Origin of the sequence: Parafrankia sp. Ea1.12, from assembly GCF_900465275.1 — a bacterium.
Taxonomy (GTDB): domain Bacteria; phylum Actinomycetota; class Actinomycetes; order Frankiales; family Frankiaceae; genus Parafrankia; species Parafrankia soli.
On the sequence record NZ_UBIZ01000447.1, the window covers coordinates 1 to 16,620 of the forward strand.

The window sequence follows — 16,620 nt, forward strand, 5'->3', positions numbered from 1 at the left end:
CCCGTTCCCTTTCCACCTGCTCGGCGGGCGTCAACCCGCCACCCGTCGCATACCTCATACAAAGGGTTTACCCGCACACCCGCGACTATCACCGGGAGCATTAACACCACGCATTAATCGTCAGTAGATGAGCGCCGGGTGCAGGCCGAGGGTCAGCTCGTCGTTCACCAAGCCGATGATGATTGTTCCCGGGTTCGGGCCCTGCTCGATCCTCCACTCGCGTGGCTCGGGGAACGGACGCACCGGCTCGAACCTGTCAGGATCGCCGTCGTAGCCCCTGCCTGGCACCGTGCTTGCGCGGTGGTAGCGACGCACCCGGGGACTACGGCTGCCGGCGGAGGGGCTACCGAAAGAGCACCGTCCTCACGTCACGCCAGGAACGCGCACAAACGGCTGGCATTCGCTGGTCGGGCAACGCGATTTCACGGCCGGGTCGATGCTCGGCCTTCTGGTCGGAAAATCGATAAACGGGGACGCGTCAGACGGGGACGCGCGTCGAGGACGGGGGTGCCGGCCAGGCAGGGCGAGAGACGCTCATCCTTCGGCGTCGGGAACGAGGTGCGCGGACCCGTTGCGGCGGCCATGGCGACAACGCCGGCGCCGCGCCCTCCCAGCAGGCGCCGCCGGGCGTGGTTCACGGACGAGGCCCGCGCGCCCGCGGCATGACGGGCACCGCTCAGAGCCCGGTTGAAACCCTCGGTGCGGAGCCTTCCCGTCCCAGCGTCGTGGATCTTACGGTGCCGTCTCGCGCGCCGTCCTCGGTGGGTGCCTTCCCGGTCGCCCGCCGGAAGCGCTGACGGTATTCCCCGGGCGTGATTCCGAAACGCTTGCGGAAAGCGATGTGGAAGCCGACCGCACTTTTGTACCCGACCTTCTGGGGTATCGCGCCGAGCGGGATGTCGCTTTCCGCGAGAAGACGCGCGGACTCACGCATCCGGCGGAGGATGAGATGGCTGGACGGGCTCTCGCCGACGATCTCGCGGAAACTGGCCGCGAAGGCCGATCGAGACATGCCGACCTCCCGGGCCAGGGACTCGATCGTCCAGGGCTCGACGAATCGCGTGTACATGATCAGCAGAGCTTTGCTGATGGCCGGGTCCTTCAGCGCGGTGAGCACCTCCGGGCGATCCATCATGCCGCGCAGCAGTGGGTGGAGACTGAGAATGAAGAAGACCTCGAAGATCCGCAGGGTGATCAGGCGCGCCCCGGGCCCGCCGTCCCGGTCCGTGACGAGCTGGTGGATGATGTCCCGCAGCAGTGGTTCCGCCTCCACGGCCTCCCGCTCGAGCGTGAGGATCCACGGCAACGCGTGGTACAGGGAGGACACGGTGTTGGCGTCGTAGTAGAGGCCCGCGCAGAGTATCCGTGTCTGCTCGCCCTCTCCACCGAGAGCCAGCTGGCTCGAGGTCCCCGGCGAGCGGTCGGCGAGCAGGGTCCGCAGCGGCACGCCTCGCCGATCAGGGCGGTCTGAGACCCGGTGCGACCGCCCGGTGGGGAATACCGCCAGGTCCCCCTCTCGTAGTAGGACCGGCCGGGCCCCCTCGGTGCCGATCCAGCACGAGCCCTCGATGACGTAGTGGAGTACGACGCAGTCCGATTCAGAATCACCCTCGATCGACCAGGGAGAATTCAGTAGCCAATGGCTCTGGAACACTCCGGTCAGACGAATCGGATGTAGAAGCTCACCCAGCAGATCGTTTTCCTGGTCCGCTACCTGCACGGGCATGTCCCCGCTCCCTCGGTACTGGCGGCTCGCTCCATTGGACGGTGCCTGCGGAACACCGGGCGTTCGACCGGGTCATCCGCGGTACATCAGTATCCGAGCCTAACCTGTACACAACCGCCAGATTCAGGTCTGCACCTGGTCGCGAAGACGACAATATCATCTTGATCGGGAATCGCGTGGTCTTCGGGGCCGGGGCCCAGGTCAAGCCATGTGACCCCGGGCCCTCGACCGGGTAGGGCGGTGCCGCCGAGGTGACGAGTCTCACGGGCAATGGGGGATTTCCGCTCGGTTCGATCGACATAGCGCCAATGCCACCCGCGCCTGCCCGCGGCCAGTTCGGTGGTGTCCAGGACTGCCGGGTCATCCAGGAAACTCCACTTTTCGTTCGGCGGCCCCCGGGTGGCGCAGGCCCGTTCCGGGGCCCGGACGGGTCCCGGTGGAACTCCCGTTCCCGCAGGCGATGCGGCCACATCGAGCCGACCTCCGACTACGCGCCCGCCCAACCAGCTGCGATTGTCCGCCGCCGCAGGACGGGCCATATTTGGTGACAGTAGAGGCCGGATGTGGTATCAGGGTGCGCAGAGTATCGGACACCCGGGGACGCGCGGGCATCGAGCCGTCCCGGACGCATGGACGTTTGTTAAGTAGCCCTGGTCGATACTTTATTGCCTCCCCGGTTCGGGTGGAGAACCGTTGTCGTGGGCCGGTTCTCGACGGGTACGGGGGGAGGAGCCAGGTCGTGGTTGCAGCCGGGCGCACTTCGGGCAGCGCGTCGGTTCGCGCCGCGAAAGTTCTCGTCGCGGGCGCGGGGATAGGTGGGCTCGCGGCAGCACTGAGCCTGCAGGACGCCGGTTTCGACCGTGTCGTCGTGTTGGAAGCCGCACCTGAACTACGCCCGCTGGGCGCCGGGGTGAACCTGCTGCCCAACGCGGTACGTGAATTGGCCGCGCTCGGCCTTTATCACGATGTCGCGAGGCGGGCGGTGCGGACTGCGGAGATTCGATACCACAACCAGCACGGTGACCTGATCATGGCGGAGCCGCGTGGTCGGGCCGACGGCTACGACTGGCCGCAACTGTCGATCCGACGAGGTGAGCTCCAGCAGGTGCTTCTCGACGCGGTCCGCACCCGGCTCGGTGAATGCGCACTCGTCAGTGACTGCCGCGTGACCGGGGTGTCCAGCCGGTCCGGGGTGCACGTCGACGTCCTGCGCGGCGGTCAGCCCACCAGGCTTACCGCCGATCTGCTGGTCGGCGCGGACGGAATCCACTCCGCCGTTCGGCGGTCGCTCCTCGGCAACGACGGCGAACCGGTCTGGAACGGACAGGTCGTCTGGCGCGGCATGGCCTGGGCTCCGCCGGTGAGCCCGGCGAACAGCATGGTCATCATGGGTGACGGAGTCCGCAAGGCGGTGGTGTACGCGGTGACCCCGCCCCGCGGTGACGGGCATGTGCTGCTCAACTGGGCGGTCTCCCGTCGCTTCGACACCGCTGAGGTCGACCGCTCGGACTGGAACCGGCCGGTGCCGGCCGGGAAGTTCGCCCACGAGTTCGTGGGATGGCGTACCGGCGGGCACCTTCTGACCGACCTGTTCCAGGCCGCGAGCGGATGTTTCGAGTACCCGATGATCGATCGCGACCCGCTGCCCACCTGGAGCCGCGGGCAGGCCACACTGCTCGGCGACGCCGCGCACGCGATGCATCCCATGGGCTCCAACGCGACGACCCAGGCTGTGATCGACGCACGTGCCCTCGCCTACTTCATGGCACTGGAGCCGGATGTCGAACGTGCCCTGACAGCCTACGAACGACATCGGCGCCCGGTGGCCACGCAGGTCCAGATCGCCAATCGGGCGATGGGTCCGGAGGCGGTTATCGACCTGGTCGCCCGCCGCGCACCAGAGGGATTCGCCACCGTCGACGACGTGCTGCCCACCGCCGAACTGCGCGCGATATGCGATCGATACGCCGAACTGGCCGCCTTCGACCGCGGCAGCGTCAACACCAGGTCTCCCTACGACACCCGACGGGCCCGTCTCGTGGGCGCAACCGGGTGATCTCCAGGCGGCGGGACAGCCTCCCGGGCCCCGCCGCGCCCCGACGATTCCCTGTCTGCCACGCGGATCACCGCAGAACTGGTCATCGCAGCGAGAGAGGCAACATGACCCGTACCGGAAGCCAGTATCTTGATTCCCTGCGCGACGGCCGTCAGGTGTGGCTTGACGGCGAACTCGTCAGGGACGTCACGAACCACCCGGCCTTCCAGAACACGGCGCGCTCGATCGCCGAACTCTACGATCTGACCCACGATCCGGGACTCGTCGACGTCCTGACCGTGCGCGGCGACGACGGAAGCACCAGAGAACACCGGGCGTACCGGATTCCGGAGAACTACGAGGACCTGGTCGCCCGGCGCAAGGCGTACAAGGTCTGGGCCGAAGCGAGCTTCGGATACCTCGGGCGCTCGCCCGACTACATGGCCGGCGGCATCGCCGGGTTCCTGGCTGTCCCCGAGGTGTTCGCGGGCGAGTCCTTCGACGGCCGGCAGAACCTCGGTGCCTACCACCGCCGGATGGCCGGCGGCGACCTGTACCAGGCGTTCACCATCACGAACCCGCAGATCGACCGGACGAGGTCCGCCTCCGAGCAGGAGGAGGACGACCTCTACGTCCGGGCGGTGAAGGAGCTCGACGGCGGGATCGTGGTCCGTGGCGCCAAGATGATAGGCACCGCGGCGGTCTTCGGAAACGAGATCATCGTCGGCACCATCGAGCCGTTGCCCCCGCAGGACGTGGACTACGCGCTGTCGTTCTCCGTGCCGATCGACACGCCGGGGCTGAAGCTCGTCTCTCGTGCCTCGTACGAGGCTTCGGCGCGAAGCGTGTTCGACAATCCGCTGTCCTCCCGGTTCGACGAGAACGACGCGTTACTGGTGTGCGACGACGTCTTCGTCCCCTGGGACCGCGTGCTGGTGTACCGGGACACCCGTGCCGCGCTGCTGCAGTGGTGGGGCACGGCGGCCTACGCGAACTTCGTGCATCAGGCGGCGACACGGTTCTGGACGAAGCTCGAGTTCCTGTCCGGGCTCGCCATCCTCATCGCGAAGGCGAACAACACCTATGAGCTGCCGCCGGTGCAGAACCAGATCGGGAAGATCCTCGGCTGGCTGACCGTCGCGAGGTCGATGGTCCTCGCCGCCGAGGCGGCCTGGGAACCCGTACCGGGGGGCAGCGGGGTACGGATCAACAACGAGATCGCATCCGCACACCGGGCCATGGCCGGCGAGATCTACCCGAAGATCGTCCAGGAGGTCAAGCTCCTTGCCGGTGGCGGGCTCATCCAGCTCCCCGCGTCCGGCCTCGACCTGCGTCACCCCGAGATGGGCGGCCTGATCGCGAAGTACGTGCGTTCGCCGGGGCATCCTGCCGAACGGCGGATCAAGCTCCTGAAGCTCGCGTGGGATGCGCTCGGCTCGGAGTTCGCCGGCCGGCACGAGCAGTACGAACGCTTTTACCACGGCGCGCCGCACGTCTATTTTCCGATGATTCTGCGCGACAGCCGGCCGGAACTTCTGGAGCAGCTCGTCGAGAGGTGCATGCAGGGCTATGACCTTCCCGCCGGGCCAGCGCTGACGAGCTAGCCGAAACAGGTGATACCTTTTGGAAAAATCTGCCCGTAGCGCCCTGACGCTGCTCGCCGGCACCCAGTTCCTCCTGATTCTGGACACGGCGATCATAAATGTCGCGGCGCCGTCGATCGGGGACGAGTTCGACGTCTCGGCGGCGACTCTGTCCTGGGTGGCCAACGCCTATCTGGTGACGTTCGGCGGGCTGTTGCTGCTCAGTGGTCGTCTGGCGGACCTGTTCGGGCGCAGGCGGCTGTTCCTCACGGGTCTGGCCGTCCTGGTCGCCGCGTCGCTGACCGGCGCGGTGGCGCAGACGGCCTCGTGGCTGATCGCCGCCCGTGCGGTGCAGGGTGCCGGTGCGGCTCTGGCGGCGGCCGCGGCGTTCGCCCTGCTGCTCAGCCTGTTCCCGGACGGCCCCGACCGTCATCGGGCGCTGGGCGTGTTCGCGGCGATGGCCGGCGCGGGCGGCGCCGCGGGAACCGTGCTCGGCGGCGTGCTCACGAGCTGGTTGACCTGGCGGTCCACGTTCGGGTTGAACGTGGTCGCCGGCCTCGTGCTCGTCGGGTCGGCTCTTCGGGCGCTGGCGCCGGACACGCGTCCGTCGGCACGCCTCGGCTTCGACCTCGGTGGCGCACTGTCCGTCACCTCGGGGCTCGCGCTGCTCGCCTACAGCCTGGTGAACACGGGGGTGGCCGGCTGGACCTCGCCGCGGACCCTCGTACCCGGCGTGACGGCGGTGGTTCTCCTGGCGGTCTTCGTCTGGCTGGAGGGCAGGGTGCGTGTTCCCCTGGTTCCGGCCGCGGTCGTGCGGAGGCCGGTCCTACGCCGGGCGAACCTCCTCTCTGCGCTCGGGCAGGTCGTGCTCTTTCCGATGTTCTTCCTCGTCAGTGTGTATCTGCAGGATGTTCTCGGTTACTCACCGGTCGCGGGCGGCAGCGCGCTGCTCCCGTTGTGCGTCGTGGTCATTCTGGTGGCTTCCAACGCGGACCGGCTGATCGGCGGCCTCGGGCTCCGGCCGGCGATGACCGCGGGCTATGTGCTCGTGGCCGTCGGCATGGCGTGGCTGTCGCTGCTGTCTCCCGATGGCTCGTTCACCGGGGACATCCTCCTGCCCAGCCTGATCCTCGGGGTCGGCCTTCCGCTGGTTGCCATCACCACGAACGTCGCGGCGACCGCGGACGCCGGGCCGGAGGAGATCGGCCTCGCCTCCGGGCTGATCAACACCAGTCAGCAGTTCGGCTCGGTCATCGGTCTGGCCGTGCTGAGCGGTATCGCCAGCGCGCGCGTCTCCGCCGAGGGCGGTCCGGACGATCCCGCGGCGCTCACCAGTGGATTCGCCGTCGCGTTCATCGTCGCCTCCGCCATCGCGCTGCTGTCCGCCCTCTACGCGGCGGTGCCACGGACGGCGAGACCACAGCAGGAGCCGACCCGGGAAAGGCCACCGGTGTCGATGGCCGCACCAGGCGACAGGGAGAGCTGAGCCCCCTGGGGGCTGCATCACGACACAGCGACCGGTGCGTCCGCGGCCGCCGCCGGCCCACGACAGCACAGCGACGAAAGGGCGAGAAACCATGTCAGAGGACCGCACATATCTGGTGATCGGAGCGCGTGGCTTCCAGGGAGACGCCGTGGCCCGAGCCCTGCTCGCCGAGGGCCTCGATGTCCGCGGGTTCGCCCGGGGCTCTGGTGCACCGGCCCCCGGCGCACCAGAGCTTCCGACCGTTCTGGGCGACCTCGCCGAGCTCGACGACGTCCGCAAGGCCTTTGTCGGCGTCACGCACGCATCCGTGGTGCTGCCGCTGGTCTACGACGTGGACCTGGTCCAGACCTATGCGCGCAATGTGGCCGCCGCCGCGCGTGAGGCGGGCGTGACCCGACTGGTCTACAACACCAACACCCCGTTGCCGGGGCAGGTCACCCCGTACGCGGCCTATGAGACCCGCCGCGCCGCCGAGGCCGTGCTGGCGGACGGTGATCTGCCGACGGTCGTGCTGCGCCCGCCGGTGTACCTGGACAACCTGTTCAGCCCGTGGAACGGGCCCGCGCTGATCAACGACGGGGTGCTGGCCTATCCGCTGCCCGAGGGGCGCAGGGTCTCCTGGCTCTCGCACGCGGACCTGGCCACGGCCACCCTCGCGGCCCTGCGCGGTGAGGGGCTCGAGGGAACGGTGCTGTCGTTGGGCGGCCCCGACACGGTGACGGGAGGAGAGCTGGCACAGGTGTTCGCCGCCGTGCTCGGCAGGGACGTCGCCTACGTTCCGCTGGAGGTGAACGACTTCGAGACGGGGCTGCGGACGGTGCTCGCCACGCCTGCCGCGGCAGGCGTGGCGGGAATCTACCGGTGGGCCTGCACCGGCGGTGACGCCGAGCTCTTCGTCGCCGACCACGACGAGGTCGAGCGTGTCCTGGGCATCCGCCTCACCCCGATCAACGAGTGGGTCGCCGCCCAGCCCTGGAAAATATGGGCGGCCGCCAGCTCGAACGGCGCCGGGACGCCGGATCCGGTCAGAGCCGACCATGGCAGTTGAGCGTCCCGGGGAGAGGCGGGAGGGCTCGGTCACCGTCGAAGGACGGGAGAGCGCGGTTGCCGTCATCGGCATGGGCTGTGAGCTGCCGTCCGCCCGTGGTCCGCGGGAGCTGTGGCGTCTGCTGGCCGAGGCGCGCGATGCGATCGGGCCGGCCCGGTCCGGGACCGGTCTGCGGCGGGCCGGGCACATCGACGGCGCCGGCTGTTCCGACCTGACCCGCTTCGGTATCGATCCCGACGAGGCGGCCCGGATGGATCCCCAGCAGCACGTGCTGCTGCGGGTCGTGCACGACGCCATCGCGGACGCCGGCCTCGACCCGGCCGGCATCGCCGGGAGCCCCACAGCCGTCTGTGTCGGGCAGTCCGCCTCGGACTTCTGGGATCTCCGGTCCCGGTCCGCCGGGCTCGACCTGGGTGACTTCGTGGGCTCCCACCAGCGCGGCCTTCTCTCCGGGCGGGTGAGTCACACGTTCGATCTCCGAGGGCCCTCCGTCACTGTGGACGCGGCGCAGGCGTCCTCCCTGGTGGCGGTCCACCTGGCCTGCCGCAGCCTGCGCGCGGGGGACGCGGAGCTGGCCCTTGCCGGCGGCGTCAGCCTGCTGTCGGGCCGGCAGGCCGGTGTCATGCTCGGTCGCGGCGGGGTGCTCTCCCCCGACGGGCGGTGCAAGTTCGGCGACGCGTCCGCCGACGGCTTCGTGCGGGCCGAGGGGGCCGGCGTGGTGCTGCTCAAGCCGCTGGTCCGCGCGCTGTTGGACGGCGACCGTGTGCGCGCCGTCATCGCCGGCAGCGCAGTCACCAATGACGGCCGGGACAAGGAGACGCTGCTGCACCCCTCGGAGAAGGGCCAGGCCGAAGCGATGCGTCGTGCCTACCTGGACGCCGGGATCGCGCCCGCCGAGGTCGACTATGTCGAGGCGCACGGCACCGGCACCCGGATCGACGTGGCGGAGCTGCGCGCGCTCACCGCCGTGCTGGGGCAGGGGCGCCCGGCCGGCCGACCCTGCCTGGTCGGCTCGCTCAAGTCCAACATTGGCCACGCCGAGGCCGCGGGCGGCGTCGCCGGGCTCATCAAGACCGTGCTGTGCCTGGAGCACGGAGCCGTTCCCGCCAGCCTCCACTTCACCACTCCCCACCCGGCGGTCGACTGGGACCGTGTTCCCCTCGCCGTGCCGACCATCCTGACCAGGCTGCCGGACCGGGGAACGCCCGTCGTCGCGGCGGTCAACGGCCAGGGTGTTTCCTCGACCAACGTTCACGTGGTACTCACGACGACCCCGGAAAAAAGGGCGCCCGGCGGGCGACCGTAATCCGGGCGTCGGCAGGTGCGGGCCTTTCCATGCCACTTTTCTGGCTCGCCTCGCTGCTGTTCCCCAGAACATCCTGGAGGCAACGATGTTTTTCCGTGGCTCCTTACTTCACGGAAACGACATACAGATCGAGCATGTACGCGCCATTGATCCGCTCGGTGCCGACGAGGTGTGCGTCCGGCTTCCTGAGATGAACCGGCGTGCCGACGTCACGAGCCTGGTCGGATCGCTGCGCGACCTCCTGCCGGACGCACGCGGACTGGCGGACCTCGACATGGACGACTGCCTGGCGGCCATGCGGGACGTCGGCCTCTTCCTCGGATCGATCAAGCGGCACGGCCACGAACCGGTCGGGCTGGTCCCCGAGGTGGGCCCGCTCCTGGTCGAACTCGGAAACAGGACCGATCTCGTCCCCAGGGACATCGTGCATCACTACTGCACCTGGAACCCGCTCGGCGAGCGGCAGCGCATGTACACGGGAGACGCCCAGGAGAACCATCTGCAGAACGCCGTGCGCATCGTTTTTCCCCACCTGCGTGCGGCGCTGGAGATGTGCCACATTCTCCGTGACGTGGAGCCCGCCGATCCGAAGTTCGCGGTGCTGGCGGACGCGCTTGACCGGGAGTTGCAGCCGATGGTTGAGGCGATCAAACTGGTCGGCGAACACGTGAGCCCACAGTTCTTCGCCCGCACACTGCGCCCCTATTTCGAGGACGTGGAAGTGGACGGGCGGAAGTACCTGGGGCCCGCCGCGGCGCAGGTTCCGTTGTGGCTGGTCGACGAGGCGGTGTGGGCCTCCGACCGCGGGGAGCGGAACTATCTGGACTTCCTCGACCATTCGGTGCCCTACAGCCTGCCGCGATGGCGGGAACTACACACGGCCTGGGTCGGCACCTCATCGCTGGTCACAGCTGTGATCGACGCCTACGGCGACGATCGCAGCACCGCGGACCGCGCAGCGCCCACTCTGGTCTCCAGCGCCCGTGCGCTCGCCCGGGTGCTGCGCACCATGCTCGTCTTCCGGGGACGCCACCTCACCATCGCGCGGCAGGCATATCAGGAGGATCTGCGGCTCTACCCGGTCGGCAGCGGTGGCGCCAGCGTCGACCTGCTACGCGAGATCATCGTCCTGACCAGGCAGAACTCCCAGGTCACCAAGGAGATGAGCGGGCCGGACACCCGTGCTCGGGCAGCCGGGGCCGCCACGTGAGAATCGTCATCGCCGGGGCGGGGATAGGCGGGCTATCGGCGGCTCTGAGCCTGCGGGCAGCCGGATTCTCCGATGTCACCCTGCTGGAGTCGGTGCCCCGGATCCGACCGCTCGGGGTCGGCCTGAACATCCTTCCCAACGCCGTGCGCGAGCTCGACGAGCTCGGCCTGCTGGAACGGCTCGCCGAGGTCGCGGTGATGACCGGGAGCCTTTCCTACTACAACCGTTTCGGCTCGCTGATCTGGAACGAGCCCAGAGGACTCGCGGCCGGTTACCGCTGGCCCCAGCTGTCGGTTCCCAGAGGGCGGCTGCACAGTGTGCTGCTCGAAGCCGTCCGGGAACGCCTCGGGCACGATGCGGTCGTCCTGGACGCGAGGGTGACCGACTTCGAGAACACGCCGATCGGCGAGGTGGCGATCGGCGTGGAACACCGTGGCGCCACCGCATCCCGCCGGTACGCGGACCTGCTGATCGGCGCCGACGGCATCCACTCCGCGGTCCGGGCCGCCATGCACCCACGCGACGGCGGGCCGCGGTGGAACGGTTTCCTCGTCTGGCGGGGCACCGCGTGGGCGCGTCCCTTCCTCGACGGCCGCACGATGATCATCGCCGGTGACCGTGGCCGCCGTGCCGTGGTCTATCCCATGTCCAGACCGCTGCAGCCCGCGGATCCGGTGCTGATGAACTGGGCCGTGGCCCGGCAGGCACGGGAGGGTGAAGTGGTCGACCGGGCCGACTGGAACCGCCCGGTCGAGCCCGGGCGGTTCATCGAGGACTTCGCCGACCTGGCGTACGACTGGCTCGACATCCCCCGGCTGGTCCTGTCGGCAGAACAGGCGCTGGAGTATCCCATGGTGGACCTCGACCCGCTACCGGGCTGGACCAGCGGCCGGGTCGTCCTGCTCGGCGATGCCGCGCACGCCATGCACCCGATGGGATCCAACGGCGCCACCCAGTCCATCGTGGACGGCCGGGCGCTCGCCGGCGCGCTGGCGGGACATCCGGACCTGGACGAGGCACTTGCGGCCTATGACCGCCGGCGTCGGCCCACCATGGCGGAACTGCAGGGGGCGGGCCGCAGAAGAGGACCGGAAATGGTGATCGACATGGCCGACGAGCGCGCCCCGAACGGGTTCGAGTCCGTCGAGGACGTGATCCCGGCCGAAGAGCTCGACGCGCTGTCGCGCTCCTATGCCCGTCAGGGTGGCTTCGACCCGCACACCGTGAACACCCGTGCGTCCTATCTGGCCGGCCCGGTCGCCGGGCAGCGAGGCGGTGGCGGGTGAGGATCGACGTGTACTCCGACATCTCGTGCCCATGGTGCTACCTCGCCGTGCGCAACCTCCGTGCCGCGACCGCCCAGTACGGCGAGGAGCGCATCGAGGTTCTTGCTCACCCCTATCAGATCGACGGGGAGAATCCGGAACGACCCGTCCCGGTCCTGGACTTCCTCGGCCGCAAGTACGGGCCTGACCGGGCCCGCCGCATGAGCGAGAAGGTCACCGCCGCCGGCGCGGGGCTCGGCGTGCGGTTCAACAACGAGAAGGCACTCGCGGTGAACACCGTCCACGCGCACCGCCTGCTCTGGATGGCCGGGCGCGAGTACGGATGGCGGGTACGCGCCGATGTCGAGGAGAACCTCTTCGCGGAGTGGTTCGTCCACGGCGGGAACGTCGCAGACGCCGAGGTGCTCGTGCGGTGCGCCGTCGCGGCGGGCGTGGCGCCCGCGCGCGCCGAGCGGCTCGTCGCCTCGGACGAGTACCTGGCCGCGGTGCGGGCCAGGATCGCCGAGACCCGCGTCGAGTGCGCCGCGGTCCCCGTAGTCGTGTTCGACCGGAGCACCCGGATCGAGCACTACCAGTCGTCCTCCCGTTACCTCGCCGCCCTGCTGGCTGCTGCTCGTACCGACGCGTCCGGGAGTGAGAGATCGTGACAACACCCGTTGGTCACCGTGGCCGGCCGGACGCCGGGCCGCGACCGCCGCGTGCCGGGTCGATCCGCAGACTCCGCCAGGCACACCGCACTCCCACGCCAGTCTTCCCACCGCCGGGGCGGCACCGATGAGCGTCCTGGCGGAGATCCTGGCGTCTCAGCGCGCCGAGCTGCCCCGGCGGATGGCGCAGGTCGGCATCGCCGGCCTGCGGCGCCGGGCGGAGGACCGACCGACGCGGCTGTCGGGCGCTCAGATCATCACGTCGCTGCGCGCGCCCGAGGGTGTGCGGGTGATCGCCGAGGTGAAGCGCAACAGCCCCGCACGGGGCGCACTGGCCCCGATCGCGGATCCGGCCGCGCTGGCGGCGGCCTATGCCACGGGCGGAGCCGCCGCGATCAGCGTTCTCACCGAGCCGCGGTTCTTCGGCGGGACGCTCGACGATCTCGCGGCTGTCCGGGAAGGGGTCGGTGTCCCGGTGCTGCGCAAGGACTTCGTCGTGCATCCGTACCAGGTCGTGGAGGCCGCCGCGTATGGCGCGGATCTGGTGCTGCTCATCGTCGCCGCGCTCGAGCCGCGCGAGCTGGCGAGCCTGCTGAACGAGGCGGCCGACTGCGGCCTGGCGGCGCTGGTCGAGGTGCACTCGGAGGCGGAGCTGGCCGTGGCGGTCGACGCCGGGGCGCAGATCGTCGGCGTCAACGCCCGTGACCTGACCACGCTCGCCGTCGACCGCGGCATCCTCACGAGGCTGGCACACGCGATCCCGGGCGATGTGGTCCGCGTCGCGGAGTCCGGGGTACGGGGGCCCGACGACGTCCGGGCCTATGCGGCGGCGGGCGCGGACGCGGTCCTGGTCGGCTCGTCGCTCGTCGTCAGTGGGCAGCCGGCCGACGCGGTGGCCGCGCTGGTCGAGGCCGGACGGCGGGCGGTCCCGTGCTGACCGGGAACCCGCTGCGCGGCGACGTCGACTACCTCGATGTGGTCGTCGAGGCGCTGGCCGCCCCCGCGGGCGTCCTGCCGGACCGGGCGGGGCACTTCGGCCGGTTCGGCGGCCAGTTCATGCCGGAGGCGCTGATGGCGACCCTCACCGAACTGACCCGGGCCTACCACGGCGCGCGCACGGATCCCGCGTTCCTCGCCGACTTCGCCCGCCTCCTGACGGGGTACGCGGGCCGGCCGAGCCTGCTCACCGAGGCCACCCGCCTCGCGGCCGGCACCCGGGCGCGCATCCTGCTCAAGCGCGAGGATCTCAACCACACCGGATCACACAAGATCAACAATGTGCTCGGCCAGGCTCTGCTGGCCCGTTCCATGGGCAAGAGCCGTCTGATCGCCGAGACGGGGGCAGGTCAGCACGGCGTGGCCACCGCCACCGCGGCGGCGCTGCTCGGGCTGGAGTGCGTCGTCTACATGGGCGCCGAGGACACCCGCCGCCAAGCGCTCAACGTGGCCAGGATGGCCGTCCTCGGAGCGACCGTGGTACCGGTCGACACCGGCAGCCGCACGCTCAAGGACGCGATCAACGAGGCGCTGCGCGACTGGGTGACGAACGCCGGCACCACCCACTACCTGCTCGGCACGGCGGCGGGCGCACATCCGTTCCCAGCGATGGTCCGGGACTTCCACCGCGTCATCGGAGTGGAGACCCGGCGGCAGATGCGCGTCGCGCACGGCGCGCTTCCGGACGCGGTCGTGGCCTGCGTCGGCGGGGGGTCCAACGCAATCGGCGCGTTCCATCCCTTTCTGCAGGACGAGTCGGTGCGGCTGTACGGCATGGAGGCCGGCGGCGCGGGCGACGGCTCCCCCCGCCATGCCGCGTCCATCACCGGAGGCTCGGTGGGGGTGCTCCACGGCGCGCGCACCTACCTGCTCCAGGACGAGTTCGGGCAGACGCGGGAGAGCCACTCCATCTCCGCGGGGCTGGACTACCCGGGTGTCGGGCCCGAACACGCGATGCTGCGCGACCAGGGGCGGGTGAACTACGAACGGGTGACCGACGACGAGGCCATGGCAGCCTTCCGGCTGCTGAGCCGAACCGAGGGCATCATCCCGGCGATCGAGTCCGCGCACGCGGTGGCCGGCGCGTTGCGGCTGGCGCCCCGGCTCGCCGCCGAGCTGGGCCGGGAACCACTGGTGGTCGTCTGCCTGTCCGGCCGGGGAGACAAGGACATGGGCACCGCGGCCGGCTACTTCGGACTTCAGGGGAGCGACGGGTGACCGGGCACGACGGCGGCACGGACCAGCACACCGGTGCCACGGACCGGCTCACCGCTGCGCTGCGCGACGCCGGAGCCCAGGGGCGCGCGGCACTGGTCGGATACCTGCCCGCGGGGTTCCCGTCCGCCCGCGCGACGGTGGCGGCGGCGCAGGCCATGGCCGAGTCCGGTGTCGACATCATCGAGCTGGGCCTGCCCTACAGCGACCCGGTGATGGACGGCCCGGTGATCCAGCGGGCCACCGCGGCGGCCCTGGCCGCCGGCTTCACCACCGACGACCTGTTCGACATCGTCGCGGCGGTCACCGGCCGGAACGTTCCGGTCCTGTGCATGACCTACTGGAACCTGGTGGAACGCTATGGCGTCGCGAGGTTCGCGAGCCGGCTCGCGCAGGCGGGCGGGCACGGGCTGGTGACCCCGGACCTCATCCCGGAGGAGGCCGGCACCAGCGGTTGGAGCGCTGCCTCGGCCGAGTCCGGGCTGCACCGCGTGTACCTGGTCGCCCCGTCCTCCACCCGGGAACGGATCAGTCTGACCGCGCAGGCCTCGACGGGTTTCGTGTATGCGGCATCCCTCATGGGGGTGACCGGGACGGGCGGGGCGCAGGCCGCCGTCGCCGCCGGGCTGGTGCGCAGGGTCCGCGCGGCGCGGGACATCCCGGTGTGCGTGGGGCTCGGCGTGTCCACCCCGCAGCAGGCCGCCGCCATCGCGCCCGAGTGCGACGGGGTGATCGTCGGAGCGGCCTTCGTGCGACGGCTGCTGGACGCGGACTCGGAGGCCGCGGGCATCCGGGCGGTGGGCCGCCTCGCCGCCGACCTGGCGCGAGGGGTTCGCGGGGCCTAGCCGGCGAGGCGCGGGTGTGGCGCGGTGGCGGCGGACGCTGTCGGCACATCGCCAGCCGGTCGCGTGCCGGCCAGCCTGGCGCTGACCGCGGCCCAGCGTTCCAGCAACGCCTGGGCGTGGCCCTCGTCGATCGCCCGCTCGGCCCTGGCGAGCTGCGCCCCGATGCGTGCCGCCACCGGCTCGGCGCTGGGCACGGCAGCAGCCAGTCCGGCCGCGGCGGACAGCAGCACGGCGTCGCGGACGGGTCCGCGCGAGCCGGCGAACACCTCGCGGGCCACAGTCGCGTTGTGTTCCGGGTCCCCGCCACGCAGCGCATCAGGTCCCGCTCGGCGGATGCCGACCGCCCGGGGGTCGAACGCCTCCGCGCGAACCGTTCCGTCCTGCACCGCCCACACCTGCGAGGTGGTAGTCACGGTCAGCTCATCGAGACCATCGTCGCCGTGGAACACCAGGGCGCGGGCGCCACGCTCGGCCAGCACGCCGGCGACCACGGGGATTATCCGCCGGTCGGCGACACCGACCGCGCAGGCGGCGGGTACGGCCGGGTTGCTCAACGGGCCCAGCACGTTGAAGGCGGTCGGGAGGCCCAGTGCGCGGCGGACGGGCGACGCGTGGCGCATCGCGGGATGGAACACCGGAGCGAAACAGAACGCTATTCCGACCTCGTCGAGCGATGCCGGCACGGCCGAGGCCGGCAGGTCGATCGCCACGCCGAGCTGTTCGAGCAGATCGGCGGAACCGCATCGTGAGGACGAGGAGCGGTTTCCGTGCTTGACAATACGGGCCCCGGCGGCCGCGGCGACGACCGCCGACATGGTGGAGATGTTCACCGTGCCGCCGTGGTCTCCACCCGTGCCGACGATGTCCAGGACCGGGCCGTCGACCTGGACGGGCACGGCGTGGCGGAGCATCGCGCGCAGCAGCGCGTCCAGTTCGGCGACCGTCTCGCCCTTGGCGCGCAGAGCGACCAGGAACCCGGCGAGCCGGGCGTCGTCCGCCGCGCCCCGCATGACCTCGTTCATGACCCACTCGACGTCCGGCCCGGCGAGATCCCGGCCTTCCGTGAGTGCGGACAGGATCGAGGTCCAGCGGGCCGCGTCGGTAACAGGACGTCTCTCCTGCTCGGCCATGGCTGTCTCCCTCCGTCTGGTGGAAGTCAGGCTGTCAGCGCCTGCGCCGGGTCACAAGACCGCCACGGGCCGGTGCGGCCGGTCCATTTCGACAGCGCCGCCGGTGC

General features: G+C 70.4%; 14 protein-coding genes. 11 read left to right on the top strand and 3 right to left on the bottom strand.

Translation table 11 applies throughout. The features are described from left to right. Positions 1 to 120: 120 nt before the first annotated feature. Together FMEAI12_RS36725 and FMEAI12_RS26215 are read right to left on the bottom strand one after the other, a co-directional pair. Positions 121 to 288, bottom strand: coding sequence for a hypothetical protein (locus FMEAI12_RS36725; protein ID WP_160144326.1), 168 nt, complete (start codon positions 286 to 288; stop codon positions 121 to 123). 388 nt (positions 289 to 676) lie between these two features. Beyond that, positions 677 to 1,726 (bottom strand): AraC family transcriptional regulator, encoded by a 1,050-nt coding sequence (locus tag FMEAI12_RS26215; protein WP_112108195.1) that lies wholly within the window; start codon positions 1,724 to 1,726, stop codon positions 677 to 679. Positions 1,727 to 2,465: 739 nt separating this feature from the next. On the opposite strand from FMEAI12_RS26215, the gene FMEAI12_RS26220 reads away from it, so the two are divergent. From FMEAI12_RS26220 to trpA, 11 genes are all read left to right on the top strand, one after another. Continuing rightward, positions 2,466 to 3,782 carry a flavin-dependent oxidoreductase gene (locus FMEAI12_RS26220; RefSeq protein WP_112108196.1) on the top strand — a complete coding sequence of 439 codons (1,317 nt, stop codon included), beginning with the start codon at positions 2,466 to 2,468 and terminating at the stop codon, positions 3,780 to 3,782. 104 nt (positions 3,783 to 3,886) lie between these two features. Next, a complete protein-coding gene (locus tag FMEAI12_RS26225) occupies positions 3,887 to 5,365 on the top strand; it encodes a 4-hydroxyphenylacetate 3-hydroxylase family protein (RefSeq protein ID WP_112108197.1) in 1,479 nt (492 codons plus the stop codon). Between the two features lie 19 nt (positions 5,366 to 5,384). Continuing rightward, on the top strand, positions 5,385 to 6,830 hold the full coding sequence (locus FMEAI12_RS26230) for an MFS transporter (RefSeq protein WP_112108198.1): 1,446 nt from the start codon (positions 5,385 to 5,387) through the stop codon (positions 6,828 to 6,830). Between the two features lie 91 nt (positions 6,831 to 6,921). Beyond that, a complete protein-coding gene (locus FMEAI12_RS26235; protein WP_112108199.1) occupies positions 6,922 to 7,878 on the top strand; it encodes an SDR family oxidoreductase in 957 nt (318 codons plus the stop codon). Then, entirely contained in the window at positions 7,868 to 9,184 is a 1,317-nt protein-coding gene (locus FMEAI12_RS26240; protein WP_112108200.1) for a polyketide synthase, read from the top strand. Before FMEAI12_RS26235 ends, FMEAI12_RS26240 begins: the two co-directional genes overlap by 11 nt. A gap of 85 nt (positions 9,185 to 9,269) precedes the next feature. Next, positions 9,270 to 10,394, top strand: a complete 1,125-nt coding sequence (locus FMEAI12_RS26245) for a monodechloroaminopyrrolnitrin synthase PrnB family protein (protein WP_112108201.1) — start codon at positions 9,270 to 9,272, stop codon at positions 10,392 to 10,394. After that, on the top strand, positions 10,391 to 11,680 hold the full coding sequence (locus FMEAI12_RS26250; RefSeq protein WP_112108202.1) for a flavin-dependent oxidoreductase: 1,290 nt from the start codon (positions 10,391 to 10,393) through the stop codon (positions 11,678 to 11,680). The genes FMEAI12_RS26245 and FMEAI12_RS26250 overlap by 4 nt, the downstream gene beginning before the upstream one ends. Continuing rightward, positions 11,677 to 12,327 carry a DsbA family protein gene (locus tag FMEAI12_RS26255; protein WP_112108203.1) on the top strand — a complete coding sequence of 217 codons (651 nt, stop codon included), beginning with the start codon at positions 11,677 to 11,679 and terminating at the stop codon, positions 12,325 to 12,327. Before FMEAI12_RS26250 ends, FMEAI12_RS26255 begins: the two co-directional genes overlap by 4 nt. 127 nt (positions 12,328 to 12,454) lie before the next feature. Then, positions 12,455 to 13,264 (top strand): indole-3-glycerol phosphate synthase TrpC, encoded by an 810-nt coding sequence (gene trpC / locus FMEAI12_RS26260; protein ID WP_112108204.1) that lies wholly within the window; start codon positions 12,455 to 12,457, stop codon positions 13,262 to 13,264. 38 nt (positions 13,265 to 13,302) lie between these two features. After that, a complete protein-coding gene (trpB, locus tag FMEAI12_RS26265) occupies positions 13,303 to 14,541 on the top strand; it encodes a tryptophan synthase subunit beta (RefSeq protein ID WP_200835419.1) in 1,239 nt (412 codons plus the stop codon). Then, positions 14,538 to 15,383, top strand: a complete 846-nt coding sequence (gene trpA / locus FMEAI12_RS26270) for a tryptophan synthase subunit alpha (protein ID WP_112108205.1) — start codon at positions 14,538 to 14,540, stop codon at positions 15,381 to 15,383. Before trpB ends, trpA begins: the two co-directional genes overlap by 4 nt. Here the strand turns inward: trpA and trpD are convergent. After that, positions 15,380 to 16,513, bottom strand: coding sequence for an anthranilate phosphoribosyltransferase (gene trpD, locus FMEAI12_RS26275; protein ID WP_112108206.1), 1,134 nt, complete (start codon positions 16,511 to 16,513; stop codon positions 15,380 to 15,382). The two genes, trpA and trpD, sit on opposite strands and share 4 nt — an antisense overlap. Between the last annotated feature and the right edge of the window lie 107 nt (positions 16,514 to 16,620).